Below are 15,231 nucleotides of genomic sequence, written 5' to 3'. Positions count from 1 at the left end.
GACGACGATGAGTCAGGCGCAGGACGACGCACAGCACGCCGGGCCTGCCGTGCCGCAGACGCGGACCGCGCGGCACCGCCGGATCGTGGACATCCTCAACCGGCAACCGGTGCGGTCGCAGAGCCAGTTGGCGAAGCTGCTCGCCGACGACGGGCTGACGGTCACTCAGGCGACGCTCTCCCGGGACCTGGACGAGCTGAACGCGGTGAAGATCCGCAACAACGACGGCGACCTGATCTACGCGGTGCCGAGCGAGGGCGGTTTCCGCACGCCTCGTGCGCCGCTCGGGGAGTCGGCGAAGGAGGAGCGGATGCGGCGGCTCTCACAGGAGCTGCTGATCTCCGCGGAGGCTTCGGCGAACCTGGTGGTTCTCCGGACGCCTCCGGGTGCCGCGCAGTTCCTGGCCTCGGCCATCGATCAGGCGGAACTGCACGACATTCTGGGGACGATCGCGGGCGATGACACGTTGCTGTTGATCAGCCGGGAGCCCACCGGGGGGCAGGCGTTGGCGGAGCACTTGTTGCGGTTGGCTCAGAACGGCCACTGAGAGGGCGCTTGCGGTTGTTCGCCGACTGCGGGTCGGTGGGGGTTGTTCGCGCACACGCGGCGGTAGCCGCAAATCCAACACAGCCCCGCGCCCCTAAAAGCCCTTTCGCTCACCCGAGTCGAGACGCCAAGCCCCCTGTGCATCTGACCTCGTCGCCGGCCGTGATGAGAAGTGCCTCCACATCGGGCAGGGACTCCAGCCAGCGCAGGCCGTCCCTGGAGCCCATGGCGAAGGCCGCTGTCGCCCAGCAGTCCGCCCAGGTGAGGGTGGGGGCCACCACCGTCACCGCCACCAGGTCCGTCACCGCGGAGCGGCCGGTGCGGGGGTCGACGATGTGGGCGCCGCGTTCGGCGGTGCCCGAGGTGGCGACCGCCAGTTGGTCCGCGCCGGCCGCCGAGACCACCGCCGCCAGTCCGCCCGGGCGCAGCGGGTCGGCGATGCCCACGCGCCAGGGGCGGTGGGGCTCCGGCATACCGAACATCTGCACGTCGCCACCGCCGTTGACGCTCACCCCGGTCGCGCCGGCCGCCCGCAGCCGACGGGCCGCGCGCTCGGCCGCCCAGCCCTTGACGATGCCGGTGGGGTCGAGGCGGCCTTCGTAGCGCAGGCTGAACCAGCCGTCGCTGAGCCGTTCGGCCTCGGCGCCCAGGTCGAGCACCTCCGCGACCTCGGGGTCGCACTCCGGCAGGGTCAGCTCACCGCGGGCGAGCCGGGAGACCTGGCTGTCCTCGCGGTAGGTGCTGAACACCTCGTTGACCCGGTGCAGCCCGGAGATCGCCTCCCCGAGTGCCGCCCGTACCGCGTCGGGTTTCCCGCCGCGGACGTCGAAGGAGAAGACGGTCCCCATGACCTCCTCCGCATGACGCACCGCGGCGGGAGCTTCCGCAGACTCCGCCACCGACTCAGCCACCGGCCTGGTCCAGCGCGGACTGCAGCGACTGCTTGTAGCCGCCGCTGGTGTACGTGGCCCCGGACACGGAGTCGATCTGCGCGGTGCCCGCGGCCACCGCCTCCTGGTTGAGTTTGGGGATCGCGAGGGCCGTCTTCTGGTCGCTGATGCCGCCCTTGGGCGCCTGCACCGCGTCCGCCTTGGTGATCTTGCCGTTCGCGACGGTGATACGGACCTGGACCGGGCCGTACTGGGTCTGCGCGACGGCGCCGGTCACCGTCTTGGCCTGCGCGGCACCGGAAGCGGCACCGGAGGACGAGCCCGAGCCGCCGCTCTGGGACGACCCGGCGCCGCTCTGTGCGGAACCGGCGCTCGCCTTCATCTTGTCGAGCGCCGACTGCAGCGACTGCTTGTAGCCGTTGCTCGTGTACGTCGCCCCGGACACCGCGTCGATCTGCGCGCTCTGCGCGGTGACCGTCTCCTGGGTGAGCCTGGGGATGGACAGGGCCGTCTTCTGGTCGCTGGTGCCGCCCTTGGGCGCCTGGATCGCCTCGGCCTTGGTGATCTTCCCGTTGGCGACGGTCAGTCGTACCTGCACGTTGCCGTACTGCGTCTGCGCCACGTTGCCGTCGATCGTGCCGGACGCCGTCGCGCTCGATCCGGTGCCGCCCTGGGGCGAGGCCTGGGCGCCCGCGGTCTGCTGCGGTGCCGCTCCCGCCGCCTGGGCGTTCGGGTCGGACGCCGGCTTCAGCGACAGCAGCAGCACGACACCCGAGACGGTGGCGGCGCCGGCCAGCACGACACGCCGGATGGGGTGACTCTTCTTCATCGGTACCTGGGCTCCTGAATCCCGTCGCTCACATCTCGAACGACTCGTGATGGATGCGGCGGGCGGGCACTCCCGCGCCGCGCAGTGCTTCGTACACGGACTGCGCGAACCCGGCCGGTCCGCACATGAACACGTCGTGCTTGTCGATGTCCGGCAGCTTCTGCCGCAGCCGCTCCGCCGAGATGTCGGGACGCTCCCCGTCCGGGCTGTTGACGGCGTACATCAGGCGGGCGCCGCGGTCGTCGGCGATGGCGGCGAGCTCGTCCCACAGGGCCAGGTCCTGGGTGGTGTTGGCCCGGTAGAGGAGGGTGATGTCGCCGGCCGCGCCCGGCAGCGTCTCGAACAGCGCCCGCATCGGCGTGATGCCCACACCGCCCGCCACCAGCAGCACCTTGCCGCGGCTGCGACGCTGGGCGGTCATGGCGCCGTACGGCCCCTCGGCCCACACCCGGGTGCCGGGCGTCAGCTCGCGCAGCCGGGCGCTGTGGTCGCCGATCGCCTTGACCGTGATCCGCAGCATGTCCGGCCGCGGCGCCGCGGAGAGCGAGTACGGGTGGGAGCTGAACCGCATGCCCGGCGCGAGGAACCGCCAGCGGAAGAACTGCCCCGCCTCCGCGCCCATCCGGTGCAGCTTGCGCCCGCCGATCAGCACCGACACGATGCCCGGCGTCTCCTCGATGACCGCCTCGACGCGCATGCGGTGGCGCATGTTGAGCCGGATCGGGACGAGGATGCGGTACCAGATCACCAGCGCGGTGACCGAGCCGTACAGCGCGTACCAGAAGGTCTTGGCGGCCGGCGCGACGGCGAAGTCGTTGCCGGTGGTGATCTGGTGCCAGAACGTCAGGAACACGGCCCCGTACGTCAGCAGGTGCACGTGGTACCAGGTGTCGTACGGCAGTCGGCGGCGGACCGGGCCGATCGAGGTGAGGCCGATCAGCACGAACAGGCCGGTGCCGATGGCGGCCTTGCCCATGTCCGGCAGCTGGTTGATGGAGTCGATCGTCTGCTGGACGATGTCGCCGAGCGACTTGCCGGCCTGCAGCGCGTAGCCCCACATGATGAGGAAGACGTGCGCGAAGACCAGGCAGAGCGTGTAGCGGCCGCTCATCGCGTGCCAGCGGGCCACCCGGTCCGAGCCGACCCGCCGCTCCAGCGCGGGCACCCGGGCCATCTGCAGCACGACCAGTGCCATCAGATAGCCGGCCAGCAGACCGGTGATCCGGCCCGCGTTGAGGATCTTGCCGTTCTGGTCGGCGATGGACGGCGTGTTCATCCACCACAGCCACAGCACACCGACCGCGCCCGCCCAGACGGCGAGCAGCAGGACGGTCGCCGGGGAGCGGCGCGGGCGGATGCGGCGCATCGTCTGGCGGCGGGCGGCGCGGCCGCCTGCGAGCGTGGTGGTCACTGTTCCTCCGGGGCGGGGGCAAGGGGGGTGGCGTGGTCCCTTGGCCCAGAGATACGTGCCGTGACGCCGGTGCGTTCAGCCGCGTGCCGAGTCCAGGGCGGACTGGAGTGACTGGCGGTAACCGTCACTCGTGTAAGTGGCCCCGGAGACGGTGTCGATGTTCGCGCTCTGGGCCTGCAGGGCCTCGCTGCGCAACTGGGGCAGGGCGTAGCTGTTGATCTCCTGGTCCCGCGGGTTGTCCGTGGGGTACTGCACCGCGGTCACGTCGGTGAGCTTGCCGCTCTTGACGGTGATCTTCACCTGGACGGGACCCCAGCGGGTCTGGACCGTGCTCCCGGTGACGGTCTTCGTGCCGGTGGTGGTCGATCCTCCCGAGCTGCCCGAGCTGCCCGAGCCGCCTGACCCGCCGGATCCGCTGGGGGCGCTCGCACTGCTGGAGGGCGCCGGCACGGCGAGGGCGGCCGTCGGCGTGGTGTGCGGCTTCAGGGACAGCAGCAGCACCATCCCGGAGACGGTGGCGGCGCTCGCCAGCACGATCCGGCGCAGCGGGCGGTTCTTCTTCAGCGCGTGCACTTCTACGGCCTCACAGGTCTCAGAGTTCGAACGACTCGTGGTGGATGCGGCGGTCCGGGACCCCGGCGGCACGCAGCTCCTCGTACAGGTCCCGGGCGAACCCGTGCGGACCGCAGAGGTAGACGTCGTGGCCGGCCAGATCGGGGAAGGTCGCCCGCAGCGACTGCGCGGTCAGGTTCGGGCGCTGTCCGCCCGGTCCGTTGAGCGCGTACAGCACCTTCGCGCCACGCCACCGGGCGATGGCCTCCAGCTCCGCGCCCAGGGCCAGGTCCTCGGCCGTCCGGGCCCGGTACAGCAGCGTCACCTCACCCGGGAGCGTCTCGAACAGGGCCCGCAGCGGGGTGATGCCGACGCCGGCCGCGATCAGGAGGGATCTGGGCGAGGTCTGCCGGTCCTCGGTCATCGAGCCGTACGGCCCCTCCGCCCATACGCGGGTGCCGGGCCGCAGCAGCGAGACGGCCGCGCTGTGGTCGCCGAGCGCCTTGACAGTTATCCGCATCAGATCCGGGCGGGGCGGCGCCGACAGCGAGTACGGCGTCGACGTCCAGCCCATGCCCTCGCCGAGGAACCGCCAGCGGAAGAACTGCCCCGGCCGTGCGCCCAGTTCGTCCAGCCGCCGCCCGTGCACGACGACCGAGTACACGCCGGGCGCCTCCCGGTGCACGGACTGCACCCGCAGCCGGTGGCGCAGGTTCAGCCGCACCGGTGCCAGGATCCGGAACCACAGCACCAGGGCGGCGACCCCGAGGTACAGCGCGTACCAGGCGGCTGTGGCGACCTGGTGGCCGTTGAACTCGTTGCCCAGGGTCAGCTGGTGGAAGAAGGCGAGGAAGACCGCCGCGTAGGTCAGCAGGTGCACGTAGTACCAGAACTCGTAGCTGGTACGGCGGCGCACCGCGCGGGCCGAGGTGATGCCGGCGGCGAGGAGGATCACCGCGCCGGCCGTGGCCTTCAGCATGTCCGGGTAGTCCAGCACCACCGTCACCGTCTCGTGCCACACCGAGGCGCGGTCCTGCGCGGCGTACCCGAGCAGGATCAGCACGACGTGTGCCACCAGCAGACAGACCGTGTAGCGGCCGGCCATCGCGTGCCAGCGGGCCACCCGGTCCGAGCCGACCCGGCGCTCCAGCAGCGGCACCCGCGCCATCAGCCCGACCAGCACCGCACAGGCGTACCCGCACAGCAGTCCGGCGATCCGCCCGGCCCCGGTCAGCCAGCCCGCGGCGCCGACCACCGAACCGGTGTCCGCCCACCACATCGCGACCACGGCGGCCGCACCGGCCCACAGCAGCGCGAGCACGGCACCCGCGGGGGAGCGCCGCACGGGCGGCGCGACCCGCGGTGCCGCCCTCCGCTCGTACACGGTGGTCATATACGCGTCCTTTCACCTGTCCGGGACGCAACTGTGCCTCCGCAACCTCTGAGCACCCTCTGAACGGGACCTTCACCGAGCCCACTCAGAGGAAACTCAGAGCCCCCTTCGCTGCGTGACGCGGGCGCGAGGGGAGATCCTGGGGAGGAGATGAACACCACCAGATCCGGCCGTCCCGCCCTCACCCGCCCCGACGGCACCCCCCTGCGCGTGCTCGTCGTCGACGACGACCCCGATCTCGCCGAGGTGCTCTCAGGCGCGCTGCGCTACGAGGGCTGGCAGGTCCGCGCGGCCGGCGACGGCGCCTCCGCGCTCGCCGAGGCCCGCGAGCTGCTGCCGGACGCGGTCGTCCTCGACGTGATGCTCCCGGACACCGACGGCTTCGCCGTGCTGCGCTCCCTGCACGCCGTGAAACCGGACGTCTGCGTGCTGTTCCTGACCGCCCGGGACGCGGTCGAGGACCGTATCGCCGGCATCACCGCGGGCGGCGACGACTACGTCACCAAACCCTTCAGCCTGGAGGAGGTCGTCGCCCGGGTCCGGGGCCTGCTGCGCCGTGCCGGCATGGCCCGCCAACTGGAGGAGGGCCCCCGTCTCACCGTCGGCGACCTGGTCATGGACGAGGACTCCCACGAGGTCACCCGGGCCGGCGAACTCATCGAGCTGTCGCCCACCGAGTTCGAGCTGCTCCGCTTCCTCATGCGCAACCCGCGCCGGGTCCTCAGCAAGGCGCAGATCCTCGACCGGGTCTGGTCCTACGACTTCGGCGGCCGCGCCCATGTCGTCGAGCTGTACATCTCCTACCTGCGCAAGAAGGTGGACGCGGGCCGCGAGCCGATGATCCACACGGTGCGCGGCGCCGGGTACGTGCTCAAGCCGGTGGCGTCATGAGGGTGCCGTGGCGGCGCCTGCCCCGGCCGCGCACCCTGCGGGCTAGGCTCACCGTCGGCCTGGTCGTGCTGCTCGCGGTCAGCTGCGCCGCAGTGGGGGTGGCCGCGGTGTTCGAGCTGAACGGGTTCCTCCTTAGCCGGCTGGACCAGCAGCTGACCGAGGCCGGGAACCGGTTCGCCGTGAGCCTGGAGCACAAGGGGCTGCCCGACGACCACGACGGCGACGAGAACGGCGACACCCGCCGGCAGTCCACGGGCACCCTGGGCGCCCGGCTGGTCGACGGGAAGGTCACCGAGGCGGCGGTCGTCCGCTCCGACGGCATCCAGCACGTCCCGCTGAGCGCCGGGGACAAGAAGACGCTCGCCGGGATTCCCGCCGACGGCCGGGGACACACCGTCCGCCTCTCCGCGCTGCACGCCTACCGGGTCGTCTACTCCCGGGGCGCCGACGGGGACGTACTCGTCACCGGTCTGCCGCTGGAGCCGGTGGAGGCCGCGGTCCACCGGCTGGAACTGGTCGCGGGGATCGTCTTCGGCGCCGCGCTCACCGTCACCGGCGTGGTCGGCGCCTGCTGGGTGCGCTGGTCGCTGCGCCCGCTCAGCCGGGTCGCGGCCACCGCCACCCGGGTCAGCGAACTCCCGCTCGCCAGCGGCGAGGTGGCCCTGCCGCCCCGGGCCCCGGAGTCCGACCCGCGCAGCGAGGTGGGCCAGGTGGCCGGGGCCTTCAACCGGATGCTGGGCCATGTCGAGGACGCGCTCACCAAACGGCACGCCAGCGAGGAGCGGCTGCGCAGCTTCGCCGCCGACGCCAGCCACGAACTGCGCACCCCGGTCGCCTCGGTCCGGGGCCACGCGGAACTGGCCCTGCTGCACCCCGGCCCGGTACCGCCGGAGATCGGCCGCGCTCTGGAACGCATCGCCGCGGAGTCGTCCCGGATGGGCGAGATGGTCGACGAGATGCTGCTGCTGGCCCGGCTGGACGCGGGCCGCCCGCTGGAACGGCAGCCCGTCGACCTCACCATGCTGGTCCTGGACGCCGTCACCGACGCCCGGGCCGCGGGCCCCGAGCACCGCTGGGAGCTGGACCTGCCCGAGGAACCGGTCACCGTCGTCGGCGACCAGCACCGCCTCCACCAGGTGGTGGCCAACCTCCTGGCCAACGCGCGTCTGCACACCCCCGCCGGCACGAAGGTCACGGTGACCCTGGAGACCGAGGACTCCGCCGCCGTCCTGCACGTCCACGACGACGGCCCGGGGGTCCCCGAGGACATCCAGCCCGGCGTCTTCGAACGCTTCACCCGGGCCGAACACCGCCGCCGCGCGGACGCCTCGGGCGGTGGAGCGGGCCTGGGCCTGTCGATCGTGGCGGCGGTGACCGAGGCGCACGGCGGAAGCGTGGAGCTGGAGAGCAGACCGGGGTCGACGACGTTCACCGTGCGGATCAGTACCGAGTGATCGCCGTGCTCCCGCTCGTGGTGCCGATGGCGATGTGCGGCTTCTTCCCGGGGGCGGCCCAGCGGAGGATCGCCCGCATCGCGTCACTCGGCACGGACACACAACCGGCTGTCGCCCCGCGCCCGTTGACGTGCAGGAAGATGCCGGCACCGCGTCCCCGCACCGGCTGGTGGTAGTTGAACCCGATGACGAGGGCGTACGCGTACTGCGTCGGGTAGGCGCCGAGCCGTTCCGACTCCGACGCCCGGCAGTCGGAGGGACGCGGCTCGGTCCAACGGTTGTAGGAGCGCGACGCGTTGTCCTCGCACCACCATGAACTCGTGTGCACCGGGCGGTACTTGTAGGTGGTGCCGCTCGGCGCGGCCTTGATCCCGAAGGCGAAGGGAAGGTCGTACAGCCCGGTGGGGGTCGTGTTCGTGTTCTGCTTCCGTGAGGCCCCCTCGACCAGCCCCTTCGCCCCGAACCGGGCGGAGGCGGAGCCGGCCTTCACCCACCGCCCGTTCCTGCGGTCCCACCAGGTGAGGGTGCCGGTGGTCGAACCCTTCGCCGGGGCCACGGCGGTGATGAGCTGGCTCCCGCCCCCGGTGTCGGCCATACGCGCGGGAAGCGGTGCCACGGCGTCCGGCGCGGCGGCACCGAGGACCAGCAGGGACACGGACGCCAGAGCGCCGGCGACGGCAGAGGTTCGCATGGCTCAGACCGTAGAGGGCGGCAGCGGCAACGGCAGCCCGGGTAGTCCATCCAGGCTGCTGGCGATGTGCTCCTTCTTGGTGAAGTAGGCGTTCAGCGAGGCGTCGTCCTCGCGCGCGAACCGCTTGCCGTGCAGGTCGCGGTCCTCGTCGTACGTCATGAAGGGCACGGCGTAACCGCAGGTGTCGCGGACGAGTTCGGCGCGCACCACGATGATCGCGCGCAGTCCGTGCCGGGTCTCGTCGATGTCCGGGAAGTGGCTGAGGAGTTCACCGAACCGCGGGTCGTCACGGAAGACCGGCTCGCCGCGGCCGTGCACCCGCACGATGTTCGGCGGTCCCTGGAACGCGCACCACATCAGTGTGATCCGCCCGTTCTCCCGCAGATGCGCGATGGTCTCGGCGTTCGACCCGGCGAAGTCCAGGTAGGCCACGGTGAGTTCGTCCAGCACGGCGAACGAGCCCTTCAGGCCCTTGGGGGAGAGGTTGACCGTGCCGTCGCCGGAGAGCGGGGCGGTCGCGGTGAAGAAAAGAGGCTGCGCCTCGATGAACGTACGCAGCCTGCCGTCTATGCGCTCATAAGTCTTTCCCACGCCTGACGATTATGAACGCGATCCTTTCGCCTGTCTAAGGAATTGCCGGGTCCGGATGCCGGATCCCGCCGCGGCCGCCCCGGCCGGCGCTCCATCGGGGCGGCCACAGCGCCTGTCACGTCACTTGGTGAGCGTGCAGGCGGCCAGCGAGTCCAGGCCGGTCGGCTTGGTCGAGGTGCGGCCGATCGCGATGGCGATGCGGTCGATCGTCGACTTCCGCTTGTCCGCCAGCGGGCCGAGGATCGCGTTGTTCACGAAGTTCGGTCCGCCCTGGCCGACGGAGGTCTGCAGACGCTTGTTGGCCTCGTCGATCTGGGTCTGCAGCAGGGTGAGGTTCCGGGTGACCTCGGCCTGGGCGGAGGCCGGGATCGCGGGGAGCTGCGAGGCGACGTCCGGGCAGGTGATGGTGCCCACGCCGGCGGCGTCGGTGCCGGTCTGTCCGCCCGCCGCGGCGGAGGCGCTCGCGCTCGGGGCGGCGGTGTTCGCGGCGCCTCCGGCGTTGGCGGCACCACCGGCGTTGGCGGCGCCTCCGGCGTTCGCGTTGCCGGCGTTGGCGTTGCCCGTGTTCGCGTTGCCGGCGTTGGCGTTGCCCCCGCCGGCCCCGTTGAGGGCGCACGGCGCCAGCGAGTCCAGACCCGTCGGCTTGGCCGCCGTACGGCCGATGGCCGTGGCGATGCGGTTGACCGTGGCGACGCGCTTGTCCTTGAGCGGGCCCAGGATGGCGTTGTTCACGAAGTTCGGTCCGCCCTGGCCCACCGTGTCGACCAGACGCTTGTTGGCCTCGTCGATCTGGGTCTGCAGCAGGGTGAGGTTCCGGGTGACCTCGGCCTGGGCGGAGGCCGGGATCGCCGGGAGTTGCGAGGCGACGTCCGGGCAGGTGATGGTGCCCGGGGACGCGGCCAGGGTCCGGGCGTTGTTCCCGCCGCTGCTCTTGGACGGCGTCCCGGCGAGGGCGGTACCGGCGATGACCGCTCCGGACAGCGCCACCGCGGCGGCGCCGCCGATGATCGCGACGCGACGCTTGTTGTACTTCGGAAGAGCCCTGGACATGCGGATGCCTCACTCGGGTCTGGAGTGACAGTTCTGTCACTGGTGTGTGACGGGTGTTTACAAACGCGGCGCCTGCGTTCGGCGAGAGGTACGGGAAAGCGGTTACGCATGTTCAAGTCGACTCGAGATTGGCCCGCGATCGCTCCTTGAATTGACGAATCATGCAGAGCTCTGCATAATCATGCATGTCAGTGAGCGCTTGGACTGACCCCGACCGACCCCGAGGAGCAACGCAAGTGAGCAGCAACAGCGGTGACGTCCGGCTCTGGGGCGGCCGTTTCGCCGACGGTCCCTCCGAGGCCCTGGCGAAGCTGTCCGCGTCCGTCCACTTCGACTGGCGGCTGGCGCCGTACGACATCGCCGGTTCCCGTGCCCACGCGCGCGTGCTGCACAAGGCGGGGCTGCTCACGGACGACGAGCTGACCCGGATGATCGCCGGCCTCGACCAGCTGGAGGCCGATGTGGCCGACGGCTCCTTCGTCGGTACGATGGCCGACGAGGACTGCCACACCGCGCTGGAGCGGGGCCTGCTGGAGCGCGTCGGCCCCGAACTCGGCGGCAAGCTGCGCGCCGGCCGCTCCCGCAACGACCAGGTCGCGACCCTCTTCCGCATGTACCTGCGGGACCACGCCCGCACGATCGGCGGGCTGATCGCCGACCTCCAGGACGCGCTGATCGGCCTCGCGGAGGCCCACCCGGACGTGGCGATGCCCGGCCGCACCCATCTGCAGCACGCCCAGCCGGTGCTGTTCGCCCATCACGTCCTGGCCCACGCCCAGTCCCTGTCCCGGGACGCCGAGCGGCTGCGCCAGTGGGACGAGCGCACCGCCGTCTCCCCGTACGGCTCGGGCGCCCTCGCGGGCAGCAGCCTCGGCCTCGACCCCGAGGCGGTGGCGAAGGACCTCGGCTTCGAACACGGCAGCGTCGGCAACTCCATCGACGGCACGGCCTCCCGCGACTTCGTCGCCGAGTTCGCCTTCATCACCGCGATGATCGGCGTGAACATCTCCCGGATCGCCGAGGAGATCATCATCTGGAACACGAAGGAGTTCTCCTTCGTGACCCTGCACGACGCGTTCTCCACGGGCTCGTCGATCATGCCGCAGAAGAAGAACCCCGACATCGCCGAGCTGGCCCGCGGCAAGAGCGGCCGCCTGATCGGCAACCTGACGGGCCTGATGGCCACGCTCAAGGCGCTCCCGCTGGCGTACAACCGCGACCTCCAGGAGGACAAGGAGCCGGTCTTCGACTCCATCGACCAGCTGGAGGTCCTGCTCCCCGCCTTCACCGGCATGATGGCCACGCTCACCGTGCACCGCGACCGCATGGAGGAACTGGCCCCGGCCGGCTTCTCCCTCGCCACCGACATCGCCGAGTGGCTGGTCAAGCAGGGCGTCCCGTTCCGCGTGGCGCACGAGGTGGCGGGCGAGTGCGTCAAGGCCGCCGAGGCCGAGGGCAAGGAACTGAACGATCTGACGGACGACCAGTTCGCCAAGATCTCCGCCCATCTGACCCCGGAGGTCCGCACCGTCCTCAACGTCCCGGGCGCCCTGGCCTCCCGTAACAGCAGGGGCGGCACGGCCCCGAGCGCGGTCGCCGTCCAGCTGGCGGAAGTCAAGGAGAACGTGGCGGCTCAACACCGGTGGGCAGAACGCTCCTGACCACAGAGCGCCCGCACCCGCCAACGAAACGGTGCACCCCACTCCCTGAGGCGAAAGGGCATCCCGCGTTACGTTGTCGGTATGCCCTTCGCCCGCCTCGCCACAGCCACCACCCCCACCTGCCACATCGGCCTCGGCCTAGCCGCGGTCGGCCGCCCCGGCTACATCAACCTCAACCGGGACCACGACCTCGGCCTCGCAGAGAACCGCAGCGTCGAGACGCTCCGCGCCCGCACCCACGAACTCCTCGACGCCGCCTACGCCCAGGGCGTCCGCTACTTCGACGTGGCCCGCTCCTACGGCCGCAGCGAGGAGTTCCTCGCGGACTGGCTCGAGGACAACCCCGGCCGGAACGACGTGGTCATCGGCAGCAAATGGGGCTACACCTACACCGCCGACTGGACCACCGACGCAGAGAAGCACGAGGTCAAGGACCACAGCCTCGCGACCTACGAGCGCCAGCGCGGCGAGACCGCGGACCTCCTCGGCGACCACCTTGACCTCTACCAGATCCACTCGGTGACCCCGGACAGCCCGGCCCTCACCGACAAGGAACTCCACGCCAAGCTCGCGGAGGCCGCCGCCCAGGGTCTCACCGTCGGCTTCTCCACCAGCGGCCCGGCCCAGGCGGACGCGATCCGCGCCGCCCTCGCCGTGACGGTCGACGGCGAACCCCTCTTCCGCACCGTCCAGTCGACGTACAACGCCCTCGAGACCTCGGCCGCCCCCGCCCTCGCCGAGGCGCACGACGCCGGGCTCACGGTGATCGTCAAGGAGGGCATGGCCAACGGCCGCCTGGCGGAACCGCACGCACCGGACGCCCTCAGGGCGGTGGCCGCCGAGACGTCCCTCGGCTGCGACGCCGTCGCCCTCGCCCTGATCCTGCGCCAGCCCTGGGCCGGCGTCGTCCTCTCCGGCGCCGCGACCCTCGGCCAGCTCGCCTCCAACCTCCACGCGGCCGTCGTCGACCTCGACGAGGACCAGCTGACCCGCCTCGCCACCCTGGTCGAGGAGCCGCAGGCCTACTGGGCGAAGCGCGGCAGCCTCCCCTGGCACTGACGCAACAACCACTCCTGACTCACACCCGTGAGTCACACGCGCAGCGCATGAGACAAGAATGTCTCACATGGGCTAGTCTTGTCTCATGCCTGTCGACCGTGACCACGTACTGCGCTCCGCCGCGGCCCTGCTGACCCGCAAGTCCACCGCGACGATGGACGAGGTCGCGAGGGCGGCGGGGATCAGCCGCGCCACCCTGCACCGTCACTTCGCGGGGCGCGACGCGCTCGTACGAGCGCTGGAGTCGCTCGGGATCGCCGAGTGCGAGGCGGCGCTGGACGAGGCCCGCGTGGACGAGGGCCCGGCGGCCGACGCCGTCCGGCGGCTGGTCGTGTCGATCGAACCGGCGGCCGCCCTGCTCGCCTTCCTCTACACCGAGAACCAGCTGTTCGAGGGCGAGGAACAGAACGCCGGCTGGACCCGGATCGACGACCGCATCTCCGCGCTGTTCCGGCGCGGTCAGGAGAGCGGCGCCTTCCGCATCGACCTCACCCCCGCCTGGCTCACCGAGGCGCTGTACGGCCTGCTGGCCTCCGGCGCCTGGGCCGTGATGGAGGGCCGGGTGGCCCGCAAGGACTTCACCTTCATGATCACCGAGCTGTTGCTCGGTGGCGCACTACGGAGAGAGGAACCATGACCAGCACCCTGCAGCCGGCGACCACGACCGAGGCGGTGAAGCGCCCGGGCCGCTGGCTCGCGCTGTCCGTCCTCGTGCTCGCCGTGCTGCTGGTGGCCGTCGACGCGACCGTCCTCGGTCTCGCGACCCCGTACATCAGTGAGGACCTGAGGCCCACGGGCACCCAGCTCCTCTGGATCGGCGACGTCTACTCGTTCGTCATCGCGGGTCTGCTCGTCTCGATGGGCAGCCTCGGCGACCGCGTCGGGCGCAAGCGGATCCTGCTCTGCGGCGCCACCGCGTTCGGCGCGATATCCGTCCTCAACGCCTATGCCACGACACCCGAGTTGATGATCCTGGCCCGCGCCCTGCTCGGCGTCGCGGGCGCGACGCTCATGCCGGCGACCCTCGCCCTGATCCGCAACCTCTTCCACGACCCGCGCGAGCGCAGCCTCGCCATCGGCATCTGGGGCGCGACGGCCTCCGCGGGCACGGCGGTCGGCCCGATCGCCGGCGGCTTCCTGCTCGAACACTTCTGGTGGGGCTCGGTCTTCCTGATCAACCTGCCCGTGATGGCCGTCCTGGTCCTGGTCGGCCTCCGCACCCTGCCGGAGTCGAAGAACCCCCGCCCGGGCCCCTGGGACCTGACCAGTGTCGCCCTGTCGCTCATCGGCGTGATCGGCGTCGTCTACGCGGTGAAGGAGGCGGCGACCCACGGCCTCACGTGGCCGACCCTCGCCGCGGGCGCCCTCGGCGCGGCGGCCCTGATCTGGTTCGTCCGCCGCCAGCTCACCCTCGCCACCCCGCTGCTGGACATGCGCCTGTTCCGCAACCGCGGCTTCAGCGCCGCGGTCCTGGCCGATCTGCTGACCATCCTCGGCATGTCGGGTCTGGTCTTCTTCCTCTCCCAGTACCTGCAACTGGTGCAGGGCAGGCGCCCGTTCGAGGCGGGCCTGGCCGAACTCCCCGCCGCGGTGGGCGCGGTGGCGGCGGGCCTGGTCGCGGGCCGGGCGGCTCGCCGCTTCTCGGTCCGCGCGGTGGTCTCCGGCGGCCTCGCGGCAGTGGGCTTGGCCCTGGCCGCCCTGACCCTGATCACCGAGTCGACCGGCTACCCCCTGCTTGGCACGGCCTTGCTCGTCGTGGGCGTCGGCGCCGGCTTCTCCTTCACGGTCACGGCCGACGTCATCCTCTCCGCCGTACCGAAGGACCAGGCAGGCGCCGCCTCCGCGGTGTCGGAAACGGCCTACGAACTGGGCGCGGCCCTGGGAATCGCCACCCTGGGCACGATCGTGACAGGCGTCTACCGAGGCTTCCCGTCCCCACCGGGCACACCTTCAGGGGCCCACGAGTCACTCGGGGGAGCGGTGGAAGCGGCGCAGGGCATGTCAAGCACAAGCGCCCAGCACCTGCTCTCGTCGGCCCGAGAAGCCTTCGTGGACGGCCTGTCACTGGCAGCGGGCGCAGGCGCGTTGGTGCTGCTGGCCACGGCGACAGCAGCATGGTTCATGCTCCGCGGCCAACGGCTGGACAGCGCCCCGTAAGGGGCGCGGGGCTGTGTCGGATGTGCGGCTACCGCCGCGTGGGCGCGACCAGCCAC

Annotated in this window: 15 protein-coding genes; 7 read left to right on the top strand and 8 right to left on the bottom strand. The window is 71.4% G+C overall.

What is annotated here, in order from left to right:
* Positions 1 to 7: 7 nt before the first annotated feature.
* Entirely contained in the window at positions 8 to 547 is a 540-nt protein-coding gene (locus MKW14_RS16885) for an arginine repressor (RefSeq protein WP_208779647.1), read from the top strand.
* Between the two features lie 109 nt (positions 548 to 656).
* Here the strand turns inward: MKW14_RS16885 and MKW14_RS16880 are convergent, their stop codons facing one another.
* The 5 genes from MKW14_RS16880 to MKW14_RS16860 form a co-directional block, all read right to left on the bottom strand.
* The gene (locus tag MKW14_RS16880; RefSeq protein WP_276620851.1) at positions 657 to 1,394 is read right to left on the bottom strand and encodes an FAD:protein FMN transferase; all 738 of its coding nucleotides are present in this window, start codon (positions 1,392 to 1,394) and stop codon (positions 657 to 659) included.
* Between the two features lie 55 nt (positions 1,395 to 1,449).
* A complete protein-coding gene (locus MKW14_RS16875; RefSeq protein ID WP_240863361.1) occupies positions 1,450 to 2,265 on the bottom strand; it encodes an FMN-binding protein in 816 nt (271 codons plus the stop codon).
* A gap of 28 nt (positions 2,266 to 2,293) precedes the next feature.
* Positions 2,294 to 3,676, bottom strand: coding sequence for a ferredoxin reductase family protein (locus tag MKW14_RS16870; RefSeq protein ID WP_240863360.1), 1,383 nt, complete (start codon positions 3,674 to 3,676; stop codon positions 2,294 to 2,296).
* Between the two features lie 75 nt (positions 3,677 to 3,751).
* Positions 3,752 to 4,249, bottom strand: a complete 498-nt coding sequence (locus MKW14_RS16865; protein WP_240863359.1) for an FMN-binding protein — start codon at positions 4,247 to 4,249, stop codon at positions 3,752 to 3,754.
* Between the two features lie 19 nt (positions 4,250 to 4,268).
* Entirely contained in the window at positions 4,269 to 5,621 is a 1,353-nt protein-coding gene (locus tag MKW14_RS16860; RefSeq protein ID WP_240863358.1) for a ferredoxin reductase family protein, read from the bottom strand.
* A 150-nt stretch (positions 5,622 to 5,771) separates the two neighbouring features.
* Here MKW14_RS16860 and MKW14_RS16855 point away from each other — a divergent pair, with 150 nt between their 5' ends.
* Positions 5,772 to 6,512, top strand: a complete 741-nt coding sequence (locus tag MKW14_RS16855; protein WP_240863357.1) for a response regulator transcription factor — start codon at positions 5,772 to 5,774, stop codon at positions 6,510 to 6,512.
* Complete coding sequence (locus tag MKW14_RS16850) at positions 6,509 to 7,966, top strand: sensor histidine kinase (protein WP_240863356.1); 1,458 nt, start codon at positions 6,509 to 6,511, stop codon at positions 7,964 to 7,966. The genes MKW14_RS16855 and MKW14_RS16850 overlap by 4 nt, the downstream gene beginning before the upstream one ends.
* On the opposite strand, the gene MKW14_RS16845 is transcribed toward MKW14_RS16850, so the two are convergent.
* The 3 genes from MKW14_RS16845 to MKW14_RS16835 form a co-directional block, all read right to left on the bottom strand.
* Entirely contained in the window at positions 7,953 to 8,657 is a 705-nt protein-coding gene (locus MKW14_RS16845) for a L,D-transpeptidase family protein (RefSeq protein WP_240863355.1), read from the bottom strand. The genes MKW14_RS16850 and MKW14_RS16845 overlap by 14 nt on opposite strands.
* A gap of 3 nt (positions 8,658 to 8,660) precedes the next feature.
* A complete protein-coding gene (locus tag MKW14_RS16840) occupies positions 8,661 to 9,248 on the bottom strand; it encodes a pyridoxamine 5'-phosphate oxidase family protein (protein ID WP_240863354.1) in 588 nt (195 codons plus the stop codon).
* Positions 9,249 to 9,368: 120 nt separating this feature from the next.
* Positions 9,369 to 10,298, bottom strand: a complete 930-nt coding sequence (locus MKW14_RS16835) for a hypothetical protein (protein ID WP_240863353.1) — start codon at positions 10,296 to 10,298, stop codon at positions 9,369 to 9,371.
* 236 nt (positions 10,299 to 10,534) lie between these two features.
* On the opposite strand from MKW14_RS16835, the gene argH reads away from it, so the two are divergent.
* From argH to MKW14_RS16815, 4 genes are all read left to right on the top strand, one after another.
* Positions 10,535 to 11,959, top strand: coding sequence for an argininosuccinate lyase (argH, locus tag MKW14_RS16830; protein WP_240863352.1), 1,425 nt, complete (start codon positions 10,535 to 10,537; stop codon positions 11,957 to 11,959).
* 81 nt (positions 11,960 to 12,040) lie between these two features.
* Positions 12,041 to 13,018: an aldo/keto reductase gene (locus tag MKW14_RS16825; protein WP_240863351.1), complete on the top strand. Its 978-nt coding sequence runs from the start codon at positions 12,041 to 12,043 to the stop codon at positions 13,016 to 13,018.
* 85 nt (positions 13,019 to 13,103) lie between these two features.
* Entirely contained in the window at positions 13,104 to 13,655 is a 552-nt protein-coding gene (locus MKW14_RS16820) for a TetR/AcrR family transcriptional regulator (protein WP_240863350.1), read from the top strand.
* Entirely contained in the window at positions 13,652 to 15,175 is a 1,524-nt protein-coding gene (locus tag MKW14_RS16815; protein WP_240863349.1) for an MFS transporter, read from the top strand. The genes MKW14_RS16820 and MKW14_RS16815 overlap by 4 nt, the downstream gene beginning before the upstream one ends.
* The last annotated feature ends 56 nt before the right edge of the window (positions 15,176 to 15,231 follow it).

Source organism: Streptomyces gilvus (assembly GCF_022513565.1).
Lineage (GTDB): Bacteria > Actinomycetota > Actinomycetes > Streptomycetales > Streptomycetaceae > Streptomyces > Streptomyces gilvus.
The sequence above is the reverse complement of the archived record's forward strand: the minus strand, read 5'-3'. Positions and strand labels throughout refer to the sequence as shown.